Source organism: Staphylococcus xylosus (assembly GCF_002732165.1).
In the GTDB taxonomy this organism is placed as follows: Bacteria; Bacillota; Bacilli; order Staphylococcales; family Staphylococcaceae; genus Staphylococcus; species Staphylococcus xylosus.
Genome location: NZ_MRZO01000005.1, coordinates 174,388 through 191,428, shown reverse-complemented (window position 1 = coordinate 191,428; position 17,041 = coordinate 174,388). Strand labels below are relative to the sequence as shown.

Sequence of the window (17,041 nt, the reverse complement as noted above, 5' to 3'; positions counted from 1 at the left end):
ACACTTACACATCTATAAATCAGATGTCTAAGTGTCATTTGCTTATTATAGAATACAAACATTTAATATCTTGTATATATATTACTATACAAACATATTAGGTAGTACTTTTAAAATTTATTTCCCCCATAAAAATTGATTCATTTTATTGGTGACATAAGTATTATCATGAAGTTCACTATGATCAGCTTTCTTTCCGGTTACTTTAAATTCTTCATAACTACTTACTTTATCATCAACTAAATACCTTAGTGATTTAGATGAAACATTGGTAACTCGATTATCAGAATGTGTGCCATCCTCTATATCACCATAAATATTTAGCACTTTTGTAGTTTCTGGATATGACTTTTTCATAGGCAACAAATCTTTATATGCTTTTAGCATTTTACTTGGTTTACCATTTTCATCTAATTTAACATCTAAATCAAGGCCATCTATGTCAACTTCACCGTTAAAGTTACCTGCTAAACTTACTTGCTTATTTAGTTTGGGTAAGTTCTGATTATCACCATAATTCAACATATAATAGCTGAAAGATTGATTACCCATAGAATGTGCGACAAAATTAAATTGGTCAAAGTGATGTTGGCTCATCGTAGCAATGATAACTTGTTGAATCCATTGCGCATTTTTATTTAAATCTTTATTTCTATTATCTTCTAATATAATCTCAATGACTGGATTCTTTGCATCAGGTGATAATTCTCCGTCGAATGTCACCATTCCCTCTTTAGAAACTTTTGCTTTGATTACTTCTTCGGTTATATCTTTTTGTACTGCTGAATTAATCATGTATTTTATAGAATTCTCTGTTCCACCATAGCCATGTAAATAAAATGTAGGTATATTAACGTACTTATAATTATTTTCTTTATATTGACTATATGTTTTAAAAGCTGCAATCAAAATAATGACAAATAAAATAAATGCGATCAATACAATTGTCAGATATATATTCGTATTCCGTTTATTAATATTCATATAAATACCTCAAATTTAAAATTGTGTCCTATTATTATTTATATTATGACACTTTACATGATTAGTCATTCATTTTGATACAAATAAATAATATTAAATAAAACAAAAAAACTTCCCAATTTCTTGGGAAGTTTGAAACGTTTGTTTGATTGAACACAAATTGCTATAGAACTTGTGTAATAAATCTGTAAGCGAATTGAATTCGCAACAGCTTCGACAATATTAACGTTTTGAGAATTGTGGTGAACGACGAGCTTTTTTAAGACCTGGTTTTTTACGTTCTTTCATACGAGGATCACGAGTAAGTAATCCAGCGCGTTTTAAAGAACCTCTGTATTCAGGATCAGCTTCTAATAATGCACGTGAAATTCCGTGACGGATTGCTTGAGCTTGTCCAGTAAATCCTCCACCATGAACGTTAACTAATACATCATAGTTACCTTTAGTTTCTGTTACATCAAATGCTTGGTTAATGTCTAAAATTAATGATTCGAATGGTAAATAACTACGTACATCACGGCCGTTAACAGTAATGTTACCTTCACCTGGTACTAAACGGACACGTGCTACTGAGTTTTTACGACGGCCTGTGCCTTTATATTCAACTTGTGCCAATGTAATTTCCTCCTTTTAATTAACCACGTAACTCGTAGTTTTCTGGTTGTTGTGCAGCGTGTGGATGTTCAGCGCCACCATATACAAATAATTTTTTACCTTGTTTTTCGCCTAAACGTGTGCTTGGAAGCATACCTTTAATTGAGTTTTCAAGTAAACGTTCTGGGTTGTTAGCTTTTAACTCACCAGCTGAAACTGATTTGATACCACCTGGGTGATTTGAGTGACGATAGTACATTTTATCGCGCTCTTTGTTACCAGTGAAGTGGATTTTTGAAGCGTTAACGATGATTACATAATCACCTGTATCAACGTGTGGTGTATAAGTTACTTTATTTTTACCGCGTAAAATAGCTGCTACTTCTGATGATAAACGACCAAGTGTTTTACCTTCAGCATCAATAACATACCATTTGCGCTCAATGTTTGATTCATTAGCCATAAATGTTTGACGCATATAATTGTCCTCCTAGAATAAATAAATGTCTCTTAAATTAATAGTTTATACTTACTAAATCTTAAATTTCATCTATTTTTTTTAATAGTTTGTTTCTACGTGCTTCTATATCTTGTAACACAATAAGATTCCGGGGCTTATCGTGGGTGATATAAAACAATACCGTTAGTAATCGTATAATTTTTTTGTCATTTTGTCAACGACATTTAACAATATCATATCGATTTTTTTTGATGTAATTTTATATCATTACCAAAATCAGTGATTAATTCGCTTGGTGTTAGATAAATCTTCTCTAAATATAACCCTTCTGCCGGAGCAGTAAAAGGCACTTTGTTACGATCTTTATCCTCTAATAATTTAGGTATTTCTTCTGGTTGTCGTTTTCCTTTGCCTACTTCAATTAAAAAGGCTACTAACACACGCACCATATTATATAGGAAACCGGAGCCTGTGACAATATAGTCAAAGCCATTTTCTGTTTTTTCTATACGACTTTCGTAAAGTGTTCTTACTTTGCTAACAACTTCTGTTTTTTGTGAACAGAACCCTGTAAAATCATGTGTACCAATAAAATACTGTGCAGCTATATTCATTCTTTCAATATCTAACGTTTCAGTGATATGTGTTTTTAAGCCATTAAGAAACGGATCTTTGTGTTTAGATTGATAAATTTTATAACGGTAAGATTTGCCTACGCAATCATATCTGCAATGAAAATCGTCACTAACAAAACTGACATGATTGACATATATATCACCTGGTAATGCACGATTCATCGCATATTGCCATTGTTGCTCGGGAATGTTTAACTCAGTGTCAAAATGAAAATATTGCTCAATTGCATGTACACCTCTATCTGTTCTACTACTTGGGTGTATTCTCACATCATGCTTATGCATGCGCTTTAAAATCTTTTCGAATTGTTGTTGTACGGTTCGTCCATTTTGTTGTATTTGAAAACCTAGAAATTGACTTCCTTGATAAGAAATATTAACTAAAACACGCATGATTTACTACACTCCCATAAATTTTAACACAAATAATACTACGGATAGTGGCAATAATATTAACAGCGTTAGACTGTCCTTCGTTTGCCACTGTAATTTACGATAATTTGTCCGTTGCTTCTTCGTATCGTATCCTCTCACTTCCATCGCGATTGCCAAATCTTCAGCGCGTTGGAATGCAGATATAAATAAAGGAATCAGCAGAGGAACAAATGCCTTCACTCTATTGATTATACTACCAGAACTAATTTCAGAACCCCTTGATTTTTGAGCTAATATAATTTTATCTAACTCATTCATCAACGTGGGGATAAACCTTAATGCAATAGACATCATCATACTTAATTGGTGTACAGGTATTTTAACTAATTTCAATGGCGATAGTAGTTTTTCAAAAGCATCCGTTAAATCAATTGGACTTGTACTTAACGTCATAATGGTTGAAATCATAATAATAAACATGAGACGCAAAACAATATAAACACCTTCTAAAATACCATCTATATCAATTGAGACAAAGCCTAATTCAAATAACCTTGTACCACCTTTTGTTAAGAACAAATGCATTAAAAAAGTAAATATTAGAAAAATCCAAATGGGCGTTAAACCTTTGGCTAAGAACCAAAGCTTAATTTGTGCTAGTTTCATAAACGCGATGATTGAAATAAATAACCATAAATACGTTGCAAAAGAATGCGCAAAGAAAATTAAGATAATAAACACAAAGACAAAAATTAATTTCGCACGTGGATCTAATCGATGTATGATCGTATCTAGTGGAAGGTAGCGTCCTATAATAAATTTATCTTTCATCTTGTTGCCACCCCTTATACATCTCAACAAATTCTTCTTCTGTCAAAGCAATTTTATTAAAATAATATTGATGTTTATCTTCTAAATCACGTTGCAATTTTACAATGTCTGGTACATCAAGATGCATTTGATTAACATAATTCGTATCACTAAATAGCTTGCGAGGTGAACATGATTCTATCAATTGACCGTGTTGCATAATTTTTATTTCATCCACATACTTTGCCACATCATTCATTTCATGCGTCACAAGTATGATCGTCTTTTGCTGTTCAACTTGGAGTTTCTTTATCGCTTCCATTATCTGTTTTCTACTTTTAGGATCAAGCCCCGCTGTTGGTTCATCAAGTATAACAATATCTGGATCCATCGCTAATATTGATGTGAGAGCTATTTTCCTCATTTGTCCACCAGACATTTGAAATGGAGACTGCTGTAATATATCTCTATTAAAGCCAAATTCTATGAGCAAACGAAATGCTCTTTCTTTTACTTCGTTTAATGGCATGTTGAAGTTCTTTGGTCCAAATAATATCTCGCGTTCTACTGAATCTTCGAACAACTGTGATTCTGGAAATTGAAATACTACCCCTACACGCTTACGAATATCTTTCAAATGCTTATCTTTTGTCTTATGACTAATTACTACATCATCAATTTGAAGTAAACCTTCTGATGGTTTAAGTAGACCATTAAAATGCTGAATTAATGTAGACTTTCCTGAACCAGTTTGTCCAATGATTGCATAATATTTCCCTTGCTCAAAAGTCGTTACTATTTCACTTAAGGCTTGATGCTCAAATGGTGTCCCTTTTTGATAAACATAACTTACTTGGTTAAAATTAACAGTCATAATTTTTTTACCAACCCTTCATATGTTATGAAATCAATACTACCTAATAATTGATTATGCATTCGTATAGAGAAGGGTAAGTCTAAACCAATTTGAGTTAGTTTATCGCCATCACTAAAAATTTCGTTCGGTCGCCCCGTTTGATAAACCTCGCCTTCATTTAAAACAACGAGGTAATCAGCCTCTGCAGCTTCTGATAAATCATGTGTAATAGAAATAATAGTTACATCTTTTTCTTCTTTTAAACGATGAATTAAAGCAATTAAGTCTTTTCTACCAGCAGGGTCTAACATAGATGTCGCTTCATCTAAAATAATGATATCGGTATCTAATGCAAGTACACCTGCAATAGCAACACGCTGTTTCTGGCCACCAGAAAGCGATTGAGGTTCATAATTCGCTCTATCTAACATATCTACATCATTTAATGCTTTGGGCACTATCGCTCTCATATCATCATAAGAGACGCTGTGGTTTTCTAAACCAAAGGCTACATCAAATTCAACAGTTGATCCTACAAATTGATTCTCTGGATTTTGAAATACAATACCAATATGTTGTCTTAAATAATCTAAATTCTGCTGACTGATAGCTTCATTTCTAAAATAAATATTACCATCAAACGGCTTTTCAATACCTACCATTAATTTAGCAATCGTCGATTTTCCTGAACCATTGTGTCCAACTATAGAAGTCCACGTTCCTTTTGGAATACTAAATGATACATCATTCAACGCAAGCGGTTCATCACTATTATATTTAAATGATACATGATTAAATGTAATAATATGCTCTTGCGTATCCATATCGATTGCCTCCAATATTTAATAAGTCTATTTTTATATACCTTATCTATTTTACATGAAAATAAGAAGATATACTACCATTAAAGAATGACTCAATATCCATTTTATCAGTAGTTTCATGCATAAGTCTAAAGCAGTCCTCTAAACTTCGTTTAGCTAGTTTTGCTTATGCATTCGCTTATCGAATGTATTCCTTTAATTTTCTAAAGAATTAAGGTTCTTAGGTTCGCTATTGCTCCGCAATTGCATAAGTCCCCCTAAATTCTAAAGAATTAAGGGGGACTAAACAAAAAAAGCGCGCACCCCATCATATTTTGAGTTCACGCTTTAAATTTTATTAAGTTTTGATGGGGTACTCTGAGCTAGACAATATTTGTATGTGGCAAACATTATCGTTGCACTCATTTGCTTTATACATAGTAGCTACGTATATTTAAATTAAACTAATTCAATAATTACTGATTCAGCGCCATCGCCGCGACGAGGACCTGCTTTAAGAATACGAGTGTAACCGCCTTGACGTTCTGTATAACGTTCAGCAACTTCACCAAATAATTTTTGTAATGCTGTTTGTGTTGATTCATCTTCATTTAAGACTTCAACATTGCGTAAAGTTTTAGCTGCTTGACGACGAGAAGCTAAATCTCCTTTTTTACCTAAAGTGATTAGTTTTTCAACCACACTGCGTAATTCTTTTGCACGCGCTTCTGTAGTTTCAATGCGTTCGCTAACGATAAGTGAAGTAGCTAAATCGCGTAACATCGCTTTACGTTGATCAGAAGTACGACCTAATTTTCTGTAACCCATGAGTTAACCTCCTTTATATTAATCTTCTTTTCTTAAACCTAAACCTAAATCTTCGAGTTTGTATTTAACTTCTTCTAAAGATTTACGACCTAAATTACGTACTTTCATCATATCTGCTTCAGATTTATCTGCTAATTCTTGAACAGAGTTAATGCCTGCACGTTTTAAACAGTTGTAAGAACGCACTGATAAGTCTAATTCTTCAATAGACATTTCAAGTACTTTTTCTTTTTGATCTTCTTCTTTTTCAATCATGATTTCAGCGTTTTGCGCTTCATCAGTTAATCCAACGAAGATATTCAAATGTTCAGTTAGGATTTTTGCAGCTAATGAAACAGATTCTTGTGGTGTGATTGAACCATTTGTCCAAACATCCAAAGTTAACTTATCAAAATCACTGCTTTGACCCACACGCGTATTTTCTACAGTATAGTTAACACGTTCAACTGGTGAATAAAGTGAGTCCACTGGAATTACACCAATTGGTAAATCACTAGTTTTGTTTTGTTCTGCTAATGCGTAACCTCTACCCTTATTAGCAACAAGACGGATTTTTAAATGTCCACCTTTTGATACTGTTGCAATCTTAATCTCAGGATTCAGAATTTCAACATCACTATCATGAGTAATGTCACTTGCAGTTACATCGCCCTCATCTTTAACATCAATTTCTAAAGTTTTGTCTTCTTCAGAATAGATTTTTAATGCAAGTTTTTTGATGTTCATAATAATTGTAGAAACATCTTCAACGACATTATCTATTGCTGAAAATTCGTGTAACACGCCTTCGATTTCAATGTACTTAACGGCTGCACCTGGTAATGAAGATAGTAGGATACGACGTAAGGAGTTTCCTAGTGTAGTACCGTAGCCACGTTCTAGTGGTTCAACAACGAACTTACCGAATTTAGCATCATCACTAATTTCAATTGTTTCAATTCTAGGTTTTTCGATTTCAATCATTTACAATATCCTCCTTGATTACGTCGACTTGATATATACTGTATTTCTCAGTGACCTGCGACAATAACAATAAAATTATACGCGACGACGTTTTGGTGGACGACAACCATTATGTGGTACTGGAGTAACGTCACGAATTGCAGTTACTTCTAATCCAGCTGATTGTAACGCACGAATAGCTGATTCACGACCAGGACCAGGACCTTTTACAGTAACTTCAACAGATTTCAAACCGTGTTCCATTGCTGTTTTTGAAGCTGTTTCAGCTGCCATTTGAGCTGCGAATGGTGTTGATTTTTTTGATCCTTTAAAGCCTAGTGCACCTGCTGATGACCATGATAATGCGTTACCAAATTCATCAGTAATAGTTACTATTGTATTATTGAATGTTGAACGGATGTGAGCCACACCATTTTCAATATTCTTTTTCACTCTACGTTTACGAGATACTTGTTTACGTGCCATTTAAATTTTGCCTCCTTTACCTATTATTTTTTCTTGTTAGCTACAGTTTTAACTGGGCCTTTACGAGTACGAGCATTGTTTTTTGTTTTTTGTCCGCGAACTGGTAATCCACGACGGTGACGGATACCACGGTATGATGAGATTTCCATTAAACGTTTAATGTTTAAGTTTTGCTCACGACGTAAGTCACCTTCTACTTTATAGCTGTCAACTACTTCACGGATACGACCTAATTCATCATCAGTTAAATCTTTAACGCGTGTTTCAGGTGATACGTTAGCTTCTTCAGCAATTTTATTTGCTGTAGTAGTACCGATACCATACACATAAGTTAATGAAATAACAATACGTTTTTCACGTGGAATATCTACTCCTGCAATACGTGCCATAATTAATTACACCTCTCTTTATTAGCCTTGTTTTTGTTTATGTTTTGGGTTGCTACAAATTACCATTACTTTACCTTTACGTTTAATGACTTTACATTTTTCGCAAATTGGTTTTACTGATGGTCTTACTTTCATTTTAATACCTCCCTATATTATGGAGTGACGATCATTTATAACGATACGTAATTCTTCCGCGTGTTAAATCATACGGAGACATTTCAACTGTTACTTTGTCGCCAGGTAGAATACGAATATAATTCATTCTGATCTTACCACTTACATGAGCTAAAATCTCATGACCATTTTCTAATTCTACTTTAAACATTGCATTTGGTAAAGTATCTAATACAGTACCTTCTAATTCAATTACATCTTGTTTAGCCATTAATTAACTTCCCCCTTTTTGAAATAGTTGGTTATCGTCAAAAAATCAACTCTAACCATACGAGTCTATAAGTGTTGTTAATCAGTTTAACAAAATTAAATGAATTACGTTAACGCATGGTCACTCTTATTTAATTATACCTTTAGCATTACATAGACCGTACAAAGTTGACTTTATTTTAAGTTCTCTAAGATATCAATTACGTCTTTAGTTACTACGTTAATATCTCTAGAACCATCAATGTTTTTCAAAACATTTTTATCATCATAGAATTCTAAGATAGGTTTAGATTGTTTAACATTGACATTTAAACGATTTGCAACTGTTTCTGGGTTGTCATCTTCACGTTGATACAATTTACCACCGTCAAGATCACAAATACCATCAACTTTTGGAGGATTGAATACAAGATGATAAGTTGTTCCGCATTTTTCACAGATCCTACGACCAGTAAGGCGGTTCATTAATTCTTCTTCAGGTACCTCTATATTGATAACAGCATCAATTTTTCTATCTAATTCTTGCATAATATTACTTAATGCTTCAGCTTGTTCAATAGTACGAGGAAAGCCGTCAAGTAAGAATCCTTTTTTTGCATCGTCTTCAGATATTCTATCTTTTACGATACCCACAGTAACTTCATCAGGGACTAATTCTCCACGATCCATGTATGATTTAGCTTCTTTACCTAAATCAGTTTCATCTTTAATCGCTTTTCTGAACATGTCGCCAGTAGATATGTGTGGAATTGGGAATTTCTTAACAATTTCACTCGCTTGAGTTCCTTTACCTGCACCAGGTAAACCCATTAAAATGATATTCATAAGTGCCCTCCTACAATTTATCTACCACCAAAGCCTCTATAGTCTTTTTGGCTCACTTGAGCTTCTAGACTCTTCATTGTTTCAATCGCTACACCAATTACAATTAGTAAGCTAGTACCACCAACCTGAATAGATTGAGGTAAACTCATAACTTTAGTTGCAATTATTGGAAGAATCGCAATTACAGCTAAGAATATCGATCCTACAAATGTTAAACGATAGAGAACTCTAGTAATATATAGTTTTGTTTGTTCGCCAGGTCTAATACCTGGGACATAGCTTCCTTGTTTCTTAAGGTTATCAGCCATCTTTTCAGGATTGACTTGAACAAATGCATAGAAATATGCGAATGCAATAATAAGCACCACATATACAATCATACCGATGTTATTCGATGGATTTGCCACGTCAGATATCCGTTGCGCCCAACTAGCGTCAGGGAAGAACAATGTTAAAGTTCTTGGTAACAAGAAGAACGCCATTGCAAAGATAACAGGAATAACCCCTGCAGAGTTAACTTTCAAAGGTAAATATGTTGCTTGTGAACCTAATCGTTGTGTTGATTGTTTCTTCGCATATTGAATTGGAATTTTACGAATAGCTTGTAATACAAATATTGCGCCAACCGTCAATAATATCATGCCAATAATTAATCCAATTACTTTCAACCATGCCATAGAAGTATCATCTTGACCAACAAAGGCCTGTTGATAAAACTGTATTAATGATGAAGGTAATGAAGACAAAATACCTGCGAAGATAATAATGGATATACCATTACCAACACCGAATTGAGTGATTTGTTCACCTAACCAAATTAGGAACGCAGTACCAGCTGTTAATACAACAGCAATTAATAAATAGCTTAAGATTGACTGATCCATGATCAATTGACCTTTAAGATAATTATTAAATTGGAATGCCATTCCAATTGATTGGATAAAAGCAAGTACAATCGCAAAATAACGAGTTACGTTATTAAGTTTCTTTCTACCTGCCTCACCTTGTTTTGCCCACTCTGAAAACTTCGGAATAATATCCATTTGTAATAACTGCATAACAATTGATGCAGTTATATAAGGCATTATACCCATGGCAAAGATAGAAAAGTTCTTCAAGGCTCCGCCACCAAATGTGTTTAACAAGTCAGTGACACCTTGAGAACCTTGTTGACTGTCAAAAGCAGCTGGATTTACACCAGGTGCTGGAATATAAGTACCTATTTTAAAAATAACTAACATTGCGAGAGTAAAAAAGATCTTGTTACGAACTTCTTTAGTTTTAAAGAAATTCACAAGCGTTTCAAACATTAGATCACCTCGTGTGCTCCGCCTTTTGCATCAATAGCTTCTGCTGCAGATGCAGAGAATTTGTTAGCTTTAACAGTTAATTTCTTATCAAGTGAACCGTTACCTAGTACTTTAATACCAGATTTTTCACTCTTAACTACACCAGATTCTACTAATAAAGCAGGAGTTACTTCAGTACCATCTTCAAATTTATTAAGTTGGTCTAAGTTAACAATAGCATATTCTTTACGGTTAATGTTAGTAAAACCTCGTTTTGGTAAGCGACGGAATAATGGTAATTGACCACCTTCGAAGCCTGGTCTTACACTACCACCTGAACGTGCTTTTTGACCTTTTTGTCCACGACCACTAGTTTTACCGTTACCAGTAGCTGCACCACGTCCAACGCGGTTACGAACTTTACGAGAACCTTCTGCCGGTTTTAACTCATGTAATTTCATTTCGGCACCTCCTTAAAATTATTTTTCTTCTACTGTCACTAAGTGACTTACTTTGTTGATTTGCCCACGAATAGCAGGGTTATCTTCAACAACTACTGAAGAGTTTGTTTTTTTCAAACCTAAAGCTTCAACAGTTTTACGTTGTGTTTCTGGACGACCTATAACACTACGAGTGAGGGTAATTTGTAATTTAGCCATAACTTATTTTCCCTCCTTAATTGTATAATTCTTCTACTGATTTGCCACGTAATTTCGCAACTTCTTCAGCATTTTTAAGGTTTTTTAATCCATTGATTGTTGCACGAACCATGTTAATTGGTGTATTTGAACCTAAAGATTTACTTAAGATATCAGTGATACCTGCTAATTCTAATACTGCACGAACAGGGCCACCTGCAATAACACCAGTACCAGGTGCAGCTGGTTTCATAAATACACTGCCTGAACTGAAACGTCCAGTAATTGTGTGAGGTGTAGTACCTTCAACACGTGGAACAACAACTAAATCTTTTTTAGCTGCTTCAACTGCTTTTTTGATTGCTTCTGGTACCTCTTGCGCTTTACCAGTACCGAAACCAACGCGACCGTTTTTATCTCCTACTACAACTAAAGCAGTAAAACGGAAACGACGACCACCTTTTACAACTTTCGCAACACGGTTAATTGTAACAACGCGTTCTTCAAATTCTTTCGCTTCTTCTCTACGAGCCATGTAAATGTCCCTCCTTTAAATTAAAATTCTAAACCATTTTCACGAGCTGCATCTGCTAAGGCTTTAACACGGCCATGGTATAAATATCCTCCACGGTCAAATACAATTGTTTTTACGCCTTTTTCGCTAGCTCTTTTAGCTACAGTTTCGCCAACTTTAGCTGATAAGTCAACTTTTGAACCTGATTCGTTAGCTAAATCTTTTTCTTGAGTTGATGCTTGCGCGATTGTTTTACCATTAACATCATCTATAACTTGTGCATAGATATGCTTGTTTGAACGATAGATATTCAAACGTGGTTTTTCAGCTGTGCCAGCTAATTTACTACGTACACGTGAATGTCTTTTTAAACGCACTTTATTTTTGTCAATTTTGCTGATCATCTTAATTCTCCTTTCTATAGAAAGTTATTTATTATTTACCAGTTTTACCTTCTTTACGGCGAACGTATTCACCTTGGTAACGAATTCCTTTACCTTTATAAGGTTCTGGAGGTCTTACTGAACGAATGTTTGAAGCGATAGCTCCAACTTGTTCTTTAGAAATACCAGCAACTGTAACTGTTGTATTTTTTTCTACACCGAAAGTAATACCGTCATCAGCTTTAATTTCAACTGGGTGAGAGTAACCAACGTTTAAGATTAAGTCATTACCTTGCATTTGAGCACGGTAACCAACACCAACTAATTCAAGTGTTTTTTGGTATCCTTCTTTAACACCTTGTATCATATTACTGATTAAAGCACGAGTTGTACCATGTACTGTTCTATCTTCTTTAGAATCAGTTGGTCTTACAACTTCTAAAGTGCTTTCGTCTTGTTTATATGTCATTCTTTCATTCATTGTTCTTGATAATTCACCTTTAGGACCTTTAACAGTAACTGTGTTACCTTCAACACTTACTGTTACGTCGCTAGGGATGTCAATAATTTTTTTACCAACACGACTCATGTTATCGCACCTCCTTATTATTTATTATTACCAAATGTAACCTAAGATTTCTCCACCGATGTTACGTTTTCTAGCTTCTTTGTCAGTGATAACACCTTCTGAAGTAGAAACTAATGCAATACCTAAACCGTTAAGTACTTTAGGTACTTCGTTAGCTTTAGCATATACACGTAAACCTGGTTTTGAGATACGTTTTAATCCAGTGATAACACGCTCATTATTTTGACCATATTTAAGGAATAAACGGATTACCCCTTGTTTATCGTCTTCAACGTATTCTACGTTTTTAATGAAACCTTCACTTTTTAATATTTCAGCAATTTCTTTTTTAATGTTAGAAGCAGGTAATTCTAATTTATCGTGACGCACCATGTTTGCGTTTCTTACACGAGTTAGCATATCTGCAATTGGATCGTTGATTGTCATTGATTGTTGCCTCCTTTCAGACTATTTTCTATTACCAGCTAGCTTTACGAACGCCAGGGATTTGGCCTTTATAAGCTAATTCACGGAAACAAATACGGCATAATTTAAATTTACGATATACAGAATGTGGACGACCACAGCGTTCACAACGAGTATATTCACGTACTTGGAACTTTTGTTTTTTTTGTTGCTTAGCAACCATTGAAGTTTTAGCCACTTAATTAGCCTCCTTTAGAGATTATTTTTGAAATGGCATACCGAATTGTGTTAACAATTCACGAGCTTCCTCGTCAGTGTTAGCAGTAGTTACGATAACGATATCCATTCCTCGTATTTTACTTACGCGATCATAGTCGATTTCAGGGAAAATTAATTGTTCTTTAACACCTAGAGTGTAGTTACCTCTACCGTCGAATGCAGTTTTTGATACACCACGGAAGTCACGTACACGTGGAAGTGATACAGCGATTAATTTATCTAAAAAGTCATACATTCTTTCTCCACGAAGTGTCACTTTAGCTCCGATAGGCATACCTTCACGTAAACGGAAAGTTGCTACTGATTTTTTAGCTTTTGTAATTAATGGTTTTTGACCAGTGATTGACTGTAATTCTTCTACAGCGTCATCTAATACTTTCGTATTTTGAACAGCGTCACCGACACCCATATTTACTACGATTTTTTCTATTTTTGGAACTTCCATTACTGAACTATAGTCAAATTGTTTCACTAAGTTTTGAGTAACTTCAGAGTTATATTTTTCTTTTAAACGGTTCACAGTGGATCCTCCTTTCAATTAGTTATTAATTATTAGATTTGATTTCTTCGCCAGATTTTTTAGCTACACGAACTTTTTTTCCATCTTCGAATTTATAACCTACTCGAGTTGGTTCATTCGTTTTAGGGTCTAATAATTGTACGTTAGAAACATGGATTGCTGCCTCTGTTTCTAAGATTCCACCTTCAGGGTTAAATTGAGTTGGTTTTTGGTGCTTTTTGATAATATTGACACCTTCCACAACGACACGGTCTTTTTTAGGTTCAGTTGAAACAACTTTACCTTCTTTACCTTTGTCTTTACCTGCGATAACTTTAACGTTGTCACCTTTTTTGATATGCATGTGTGGCACCTCCTTAAATTTATATATTTATAAATGTTTTTATTAAAGTACTTCTGGAGCTAATGATACAATTTTCATGAAGTTTCCTTCACGTAATTCACGAGCAACAGGTCCAAAAATACGAGTACCACGTGGGCCTTTGTCATCACGAATGATAACACATGCATTTTCATCGAACTTAATATATGAACCATCATTACGGCGTACGCCTGATTTAGTACGTACAACAACAGCTTTTACTACTTCACCTTTTTTGACAACGCCACCTGGTGTAGCATTTTTAACACTTACTACGATAACATCACCAATATTAGCTGTTTTACGACCAGATCCACCTAATACTTTAATTGTAAGAACTTCACGTGCACCAGAGTTATCTGCTACTTTTAATCGTGTTTCTTGTTGGATCATGAGTTAAACCTCCTTTATCTTCACTATTTAATTAAATAATTACTGATTCTTCAACAATTTCTACCAAACGGAAACGTTTAGTTGCTGATAAAGGACGAGTCTCTTGTATCTTAACTGTGTCCCCTAATTTAGCTGAGTTGTTTTCATCATGAGTTTTGTATTTTTTAGAGTATTTTACTCGTTTACCATATAACTTGTGCGTTTTGTATGTTTCAACAAGTACAGTTATCGTTTTATCCATTTTATCGGAAACGACTCTACCTACATAAACTTTACGATCATTTCTTTCGCTCACTTTAGTAACCTCCTCTTTCAATTGAATTATTGATTCGCTTTACCTTGTTCAATTTCTCTTTCACGAGCAACAGTTTTTAGACGTGCAATCGTTTTTCTTACTGTGCGAATACGTGCAGTTTCCTCTAATTGACCTGTAGCTAACTGAAAGCGTAGGTTAAAAAGCTCTTCTTTTGAAGATTTAATTTGCTCTTCGATTTCTGAAGTGGTTAAGTCTCTAATTTCCTTAGCTTTCATTTGTTTCACCACCCAATTCTTCACGTTTTACAAACTTAGTTTTAACTGGAAGTTTGTGACTTGCTAAACGTAATGCTTCACGCGCAACTTCTTCGTTAACGCCTGCGATTTCAAATAAAATTCTACCTGGTTTTGCTACTGCAATCCAACCTTCTACTGCACCTTTACCAGCACCCATACGTACTTCTAAAGGTTTTTTAGTGTAAGGTGTATGTGGGAAGATTTTAATCCAAACTTTCCCGCCACGTTTCATATAACGTGTCATTGCAATACGAGCTGATTCAATTTGACGAGATGTGATCCAAGAAGTTGTAGTTGCTTGTAAACCATACTCACCAAATGTTACATAATTACCGCCTTTTGAACGACCAGTTGTTTTAGGACGATGTTGACGACGATATTTTACACGTTTTGGTAGTAACATTATTATTTTCCTCCTTCACTAGTGTTCTTAGTAGGAAGAACTTCTCCACGATAGATCCATACTTTGACACCTAACTTACCGTAAGTAGTGTCTGCTTCTGCATGTGCGTAACCAATGTCAGCACGTAGAGTATGAAGTGGAACAGTTCCTTCTGAATATTGTTCAGCACGAGCGATGTCAGCTCCAGCTAGACGACCTGAAACTTGTGTTTTGATACCTTTAGCACCAAGTTTCATTGCTCTTGTAATTGCTTGTTTTTGTACACGACGGAATGAAGCACGGTTTTCTAATTGACGTGCAATGTTTTCTGCAACAAGTTTAGCATCTAAATCAACTTTTTTGATTTCGATAACATTGATGTGTACTTTTTTGTTAGTTAATGAATTTAATTTATTACGTAATTTTTCAATTTCTGAACCGCCTTTACCGATTACCATACCTGGTTTACCAGTATGAATAGCGATGTTGATACGATTCGCAGCACGTTCGATTTCAACGTGAGAAACTGATGCTTCTGTTAACGCGTTATCAATATACTTACGGATTTTTAAATCTTCGTGTAATAGTGAAGCGAAGTCTTTTTCTGCATACCATTTAGCTTCCCAATCACGGATTACACCAACACGAAGTCCGATTGGATTAATTTTTTGACCCAAAGTGTTCCCTCCTTAAAAAATGTATTAAGCTTCTTTAGCTTCTTCTTTACCGTCACTTACGACGATTGTAATATGGCTTGTACGTTTGTTGATCGCACTTGCACGGCCTTGTGCACGTGGACGGAAACGTTTTAATGTTGGTCCTTCATTAGCATAAGCTTCTTTAACTACTAATTCATCAGTGTTCATGTCGTAGTTATGTTCAGCATTTGCTAAAGCGGACATTAATAATTTTTCAACTACTGGTGATGAAGCTTTGTTCTTTAATTTTAAAATCGCAATAGCTTCTCCAGCATTTTTGCCTCTTATTAGATCTAATACTAATCTAACTTTACGAGGTGCGATTCTTATTGTTTTAGCAACCGCTTTTGCTTCCATTGGAATTTCCTCCTCTACCTGTTAGAAATTATCTTCTAGTTTTTTTGTCGTCTGCAACGTGTCCTTTGAATGTACGAGTTGGTGCGAATTCTCCTAATTTATGACCAACCATATCTTCAGTTACGAATACAGGTACGTGTTTACGTCCGTCATATACAGCGAATGTATGTCCGATAAATTCAGGGAATATAGTTGAACGACGTGACCAAGTTTTGATTACTTGTTTTTTCTCGCTTCCGCTTTGAGCCTCAACTTTTTTCTTTAGATGATCGTCAGCGAAAGGTCCTTTTTTAATACTACGAGCCATAGT

At 34.7% G+C, this 17,041-nt stretch carries 31 protein-coding genes; all 31 read right to left on the bottom strand.

Going from position 1 to position 17,041, the window contains the following annotated elements; translation table 11 throughout:
* Nucleotides 1–117: 117 nt before the first annotated feature.
* A complete protein-coding gene (locus tag BTM19_RS09530; RefSeq protein ID WP_099265845.1) occupies nt 118–984 on the bottom strand; it encodes an alpha/beta hydrolase in 867 nt (288 codons plus the stop codon).
* A gap of 222 nt (nt 985–1,206) precedes the next feature.
* Entirely contained in the window at nt 1,207–1,599 is a 393-nt protein-coding gene (gene rpsI / locus BTM19_RS09525; protein WP_017722946.1) for a 30S ribosomal protein S9, read from the bottom strand.
* A gap of 19 nt (nt 1,600–1,618) precedes the next feature.
* On the bottom strand, nt 1,619–2,056 hold the full coding sequence (gene rplM / locus BTM19_RS09520; RefSeq protein ID WP_099265843.1) for a 50S ribosomal protein L13: 438 nt from the start codon (nt 2,054–2,056) through the stop codon (nt 1,619–1,621).
* A 215-nt stretch (nt 2,057–2,271) separates the two neighbouring features.
* Nucleotides 2,272–3,066, bottom strand: a complete 795-nt coding sequence (truA, locus tag BTM19_RS09515) for a tRNA pseudouridine(38-40) synthase TruA (RefSeq protein ID WP_029378529.1) — start codon at nt 3,064–3,066, stop codon at nt 2,272–2,274.
* Nucleotides 3,067–3,072: 6 nt separating this feature from the next.
* On the bottom strand, nt 3,073–3,879 hold the full coding sequence (locus BTM19_RS09510) for an energy-coupling factor transporter transmembrane component T family protein (protein WP_029378528.1): 807 nt from the start codon (nt 3,877–3,879) through the stop codon (nt 3,073–3,075).
* Nucleotides 3,869–4,732 carry an energy-coupling factor transporter ATPase gene (locus BTM19_RS09505; RefSeq protein ID WP_029378527.1) on the bottom strand — a complete coding sequence of 288 codons (864 nt, stop codon included), beginning with the start codon at nt 4,730–4,732 and terminating at the stop codon, nt 3,869–3,871. Before BTM19_RS09505 ends, BTM19_RS09510 begins: the two co-directional genes overlap by 11 nt.
* Complete coding sequence (locus tag BTM19_RS09500) at nt 4,729–5,538, bottom strand: energy-coupling factor transporter ATPase (RefSeq protein ID WP_038678967.1); 810 nt, start codon at nt 5,536–5,538, stop codon at nt 4,729–4,731. The genes BTM19_RS09505 and BTM19_RS09500 overlap by 4 nt, the downstream gene beginning before the upstream one ends.
* A 438-nt stretch (nt 5,539–5,976) precedes the next feature.
* Nucleotides 5,977–6,345, bottom strand: a complete 369-nt coding sequence (gene rplQ / locus BTM19_RS09495; protein WP_029378525.1) for a 50S ribosomal protein L17 — start codon at nt 6,343–6,345, stop codon at nt 5,977–5,979.
* Between the two features lie 18 nt (nt 6,346–6,363).
* Nucleotides 6,364–7,308: a DNA-directed RNA polymerase subunit alpha gene (locus BTM19_RS09490; RefSeq protein WP_017722939.1), complete on the bottom strand. Its 945-nt coding sequence runs from the start codon at nt 7,306–7,308 to the stop codon at nt 6,364–6,366.
* A 75-nt stretch (nt 7,309–7,383) separates the two neighbouring features.
* Complete coding sequence (gene rpsK, locus BTM19_RS09485; RefSeq protein WP_029378524.1) at nt 7,384–7,773, bottom strand: 30S ribosomal protein S11; 390 nt, start codon at nt 7,771–7,773, stop codon at nt 7,384–7,386.
* Between the two features lie 23 nt (nt 7,774–7,796).
* Nucleotides 7,797–8,162 (bottom strand): 30S ribosomal protein S13, encoded by a 366-nt coding sequence (gene rpsM, locus BTM19_RS09480; RefSeq protein ID WP_029378523.1) that lies wholly within the window; start codon nt 8,160–8,162, stop codon nt 7,797–7,799.
* A gap of 21 nt (nt 8,163–8,183) precedes the next feature.
* Nucleotides 8,184–8,297 (bottom strand): 50S ribosomal protein L36, encoded by a 114-nt coding sequence (gene rpmJ, locus BTM19_RS09475; protein ID WP_002471372.1) that lies wholly within the window; start codon nt 8,295–8,297, stop codon nt 8,184–8,186.
* A gap of 31 nt (nt 8,298–8,328) precedes the next feature.
* A complete protein-coding gene (gene infA / locus BTM19_RS09470) occupies nt 8,329–8,547 on the bottom strand; it encodes a translation initiation factor IF-1 (RefSeq protein ID WP_001118443.1) in 219 nt (72 codons plus the stop codon).
* 173 nt (nt 8,548–8,720) lie between these two features.
* A complete protein-coding gene (locus tag BTM19_RS09465) occupies nt 8,721–9,371 on the bottom strand; it encodes an adenylate kinase (protein ID WP_029378522.1) in 651 nt (216 codons plus the stop codon).
* A gap of 17 nt (nt 9,372–9,388) precedes the next feature.
* A complete protein-coding gene (gene secY / locus BTM19_RS09460) occupies nt 9,389–10,681 on the bottom strand; it encodes a preprotein translocase subunit SecY (RefSeq protein ID WP_029378521.1) in 1,293 nt (430 codons plus the stop codon).
* Nucleotides 10,681–11,121, bottom strand: a complete 441-nt coding sequence (gene rplO, locus BTM19_RS09455) for a 50S ribosomal protein L15 (RefSeq protein WP_017722936.1) — start codon at nt 11,119–11,121, stop codon at nt 10,681–10,683. Before rplO ends, secY begins: the two co-directional genes overlap by 1 nt.
* A gap of 18 nt (nt 11,122–11,139) precedes the next feature.
* Nucleotides 11,140–11,319 (bottom strand): 50S ribosomal protein L30, encoded by a 180-nt coding sequence (rpmD, locus tag BTM19_RS09450; RefSeq protein ID WP_002482630.1) that lies wholly within the window; start codon nt 11,317–11,319, stop codon nt 11,140–11,142.
* Between the two features lie 16 nt (nt 11,320–11,335).
* Nucleotides 11,336–11,833 carry a 30S ribosomal protein S5 gene (gene rpsE / locus BTM19_RS09445; protein ID WP_029378520.1) on the bottom strand — a complete coding sequence of 166 codons (498 nt, stop codon included), beginning with the start codon at nt 11,831–11,833 and terminating at the stop codon, nt 11,336–11,338.
* Nucleotides 11,834–11,853: 20 nt separating this feature from the next.
* Complete coding sequence (gene rplR, locus BTM19_RS09440) at nt 11,854–12,216, bottom strand: 50S ribosomal protein L18 (RefSeq protein WP_017722934.1); 363 nt, start codon at nt 12,214–12,216, stop codon at nt 11,854–11,856.
* 31 nt (nt 12,217–12,247) lie between these two features.
* A complete protein-coding gene (gene rplF / locus BTM19_RS09435) occupies nt 12,248–12,784 on the bottom strand; it encodes a 50S ribosomal protein L6 (protein WP_029378519.1) in 537 nt (178 codons plus the stop codon).
* 27 nt (nt 12,785–12,811) lie between these two features.
* Nucleotides 12,812–13,210, bottom strand: coding sequence for a 30S ribosomal protein S8 (gene rpsH / locus BTM19_RS09430; protein ID WP_017722932.1), 399 nt, complete (start codon nt 13,208–13,210; stop codon nt 12,812–12,814).
* A 31-nt stretch (nt 13,211–13,241) separates the two neighbouring features.
* The gene (locus tag BTM19_RS09425) at nt 13,242–13,427 is read right to left on the bottom strand and encodes a type Z 30S ribosomal protein S14 (RefSeq protein WP_002482625.1); all 186 of its coding nucleotides are present in this window, start codon (nt 13,425–13,427) and stop codon (nt 13,242–13,244) included.
* A 21-nt stretch (nt 13,428–13,448) separates the two neighbouring features.
* Nucleotides 13,449–13,988, bottom strand: a complete 540-nt coding sequence (gene rplE / locus BTM19_RS09420) for a 50S ribosomal protein L5 (protein ID WP_017722931.1) — start codon at nt 13,986–13,988, stop codon at nt 13,449–13,451.
* A gap of 25 nt (nt 13,989–14,013) precedes the next feature.
* On the bottom strand, nt 14,014–14,331 hold the full coding sequence (gene rplX / locus BTM19_RS09415; RefSeq protein WP_017722930.1) for a 50S ribosomal protein L24: 318 nt from the start codon (nt 14,329–14,331) through the stop codon (nt 14,014–14,016).
* Between the two features lie 42 nt (nt 14,332–14,373).
* Nucleotides 14,374–14,742 carry a 50S ribosomal protein L14 gene (gene rplN, locus BTM19_RS09410; protein ID WP_002482622.1) on the bottom strand — a complete coding sequence of 123 codons (369 nt, stop codon included), beginning with the start codon at nt 14,740–14,742 and terminating at the stop codon, nt 14,374–14,376.
* Nucleotides 14,743–14,773: 31 nt separating this feature from the next.
* Nucleotides 14,774–15,037: a 30S ribosomal protein S17 gene (gene rpsQ, locus BTM19_RS09405; RefSeq protein ID WP_002482621.1), complete on the bottom strand. Its 264-nt coding sequence runs from the start codon at nt 15,035–15,037 to the stop codon at nt 14,774–14,776.
* Nucleotides 15,038–15,063: 26 nt separating this feature from the next.
* A complete protein-coding gene (rpmC, locus tag BTM19_RS09400) occupies nt 15,064–15,273 on the bottom strand; it encodes a 50S ribosomal protein L29 (protein ID WP_002482620.1) in 210 nt (69 codons plus the stop codon).
* Entirely contained in the window at nt 15,263–15,697 is a 435-nt protein-coding gene (gene rplP, locus BTM19_RS09395; RefSeq protein ID WP_017722929.1) for a 50S ribosomal protein L16, read from the bottom strand. The genes rpmC and rplP overlap by 11 nt, the downstream gene beginning before the upstream one ends.
* Nucleotides 15,698–15,699: 2 nt before the next feature.
* Entirely contained in the window at nt 15,700–16,353 is a 654-nt protein-coding gene (rpsC, locus tag BTM19_RS09390; RefSeq protein ID WP_017722928.1) for a 30S ribosomal protein S3, read from the bottom strand.
* Nucleotides 16,354–16,377: 24 nt separating this feature from the next.
* The gene (gene rplV / locus BTM19_RS09385) at nt 16,378–16,731 is read right to left on the bottom strand and encodes a 50S ribosomal protein L22 (RefSeq protein ID WP_017722927.1); all 354 of its coding nucleotides are present in this window, start codon (nt 16,729–16,731) and stop codon (nt 16,378–16,380) included.
* Nucleotides 16,732–16,759: 28 nt separating this feature from the next.
* Nucleotides 16,760–17,038: a 30S ribosomal protein S19 gene (gene rpsS / locus BTM19_RS09380; protein WP_017722926.1), complete on the bottom strand. Its 279-nt coding sequence runs from the start codon at nt 17,036–17,038 to the stop codon at nt 16,760–16,762.
* Nucleotides 17,039–17,041 lie beyond the last annotated feature (3 nt).

Coding starts and splice junctions, on each gene's coding strand:
- BTM19_RS09530 (WP_099265845.1), bottom strand. CDS start 984: ATGAATATTAATAAACGGAATACGAATATATATCTGACAATTGTATTG.
- rplM (WP_099265843.1), bottom strand. CDS start 2,056: ATGCGTCAAACATTTATGGCTAATGAATCAAACATTGAGCGCAAATGG.
- truA (WP_029378529.1), bottom strand. CDS start 3,066: ATGCGTGTTTTAGTTAATATTTCTTATCAAGGAAGTCAATTTCTAGGT.
- BTM19_RS09510 (WP_029378528.1), bottom strand. CDS start 3,879: ATGAAAGATAAATTTATTATAGGACGCTACCTTCCACTAGATACGATC.
- BTM19_RS09505 (WP_029378527.1), bottom strand. CDS start 4,732: ATGACTGTTAATTTTAACCAAGTAAGTTATGTTTATCAAAAAGGGACA.
- BTM19_RS09500 (WP_038678967.1), bottom strand. CDS start 5,538: ATGGATACGCAAGAGCATATTATTACATTTAATCATGTATCATTTAAA.
- rplQ (WP_029378525.1), bottom strand. CDS start 6,345: ATGGGTTACAGAAAATTAGGTCGTACTTCTGATCAACGTAAAGCGATG.
- BTM19_RS09490 (WP_017722939.1), bottom strand. CDS start 7,308: ATGATTGAAATCGAAAAACCTAGAATTGAAACAATTGAAATTAGTGAT.
- rpsK (WP_029378524.1), bottom strand. CDS start 7,773: ATGGCACGTAAACAAGTATCTCGTAAACGTAGAGTGAAAAAGAATATT.
- rpsM (WP_029378523.1), bottom strand. CDS start 8,162: ATGGCACGTATTGCAGGAGTAGATATTCCACGTGAAAAACGTATTGTT.
- rpmJ (WP_002471372.1), bottom strand. CDS start 8,297: ATGAAAGTAAGACCATCAGTAAAACCAATTTGCGAAAAATGTAAAGTC.
- infA (WP_001118443.1), bottom strand. CDS start 8,547: ATGGCTAAACAAGATGTAATTGAATTAGAAGGTACTGTATTAGATACT.
- BTM19_RS09465 (WP_029378522.1), bottom strand. CDS start 9,371: ATGAATATCATTTTAATGGGTTTACCTGGTGCAGGTAAAGGAACTCAA.
- secY (WP_029378521.1), bottom strand. CDS start 10,681: ATGTTTGAAACGCTTGTGAATTTCTTTAAAACTAAAGAAGTTCGTAAC.
- rplO (WP_017722936.1), bottom strand. CDS start 11,121: ATGAAATTACATGAGTTAAAACCGGCAGAAGGTTCTCGTAAAGTTCGT.
- rpmD (WP_002482630.1), bottom strand. CDS start 11,319: ATGGCTAAATTACAAATTACCCTCACTCGTAGTGTTATAGGTCGTCCA.
- rpsE (WP_029378520.1), bottom strand. CDS start 11,833: ATGGCTCGTAGAGAAGAAGCGAAAGAATTTGAAGAACGCGTTGTTACA.
- rplR (WP_017722934.1), bottom strand. CDS start 12,216: ATGATCAGCAAAATTGACAAAAATAAAGTGCGTTTAAAAAGACATTCA.
- rplF (WP_029378519.1), bottom strand. CDS start 12,784: ATGAGTCGTGTTGGTAAAAAAATTATTGACATCCCTAGCGACGTAACA.
- rpsH (WP_017722932.1), bottom strand. CDS start 13,210: ATGACAATCAACGATCCAATTGCAGATATGCTAACTCGTGTAAGAAAC.
- rplX (WP_017722930.1), bottom strand. CDS start 14,331: ATGCATATCAAAAAAGGTGACAACGTTAAAGTTATCGCAGGTAAAGAC.
- rplN (WP_002482622.1), bottom strand. CDS start 14,742: ATGATCCAACAAGAAACACGATTAAAAGTAGCAGATAACTCTGGTGCA.
- rpmC (WP_002482620.1), bottom strand. CDS start 15,273: ATGAAAGCTAAGGAAATTAGAGACTTAACCACTTCAGAAATCGAAGAG.
- rplP (WP_017722929.1), bottom strand. CDS start 15,697: ATGTTACTACCAAAACGTGTAAAATATCGTCGTCAACATCGTCCTAAA.
- rplV (WP_017722927.1), bottom strand. CDS start 16,731: ATGGAAGCAAAAGCGGTTGCTAAAACAATAAGAATCGCACCTCGTAAA.
- rpsS (WP_017722926.1), bottom strand. CDS start 17,038: ATGGCTCGTAGTATTAAAAAAGGACCTTTCGCTGACGATCATCTAAAG.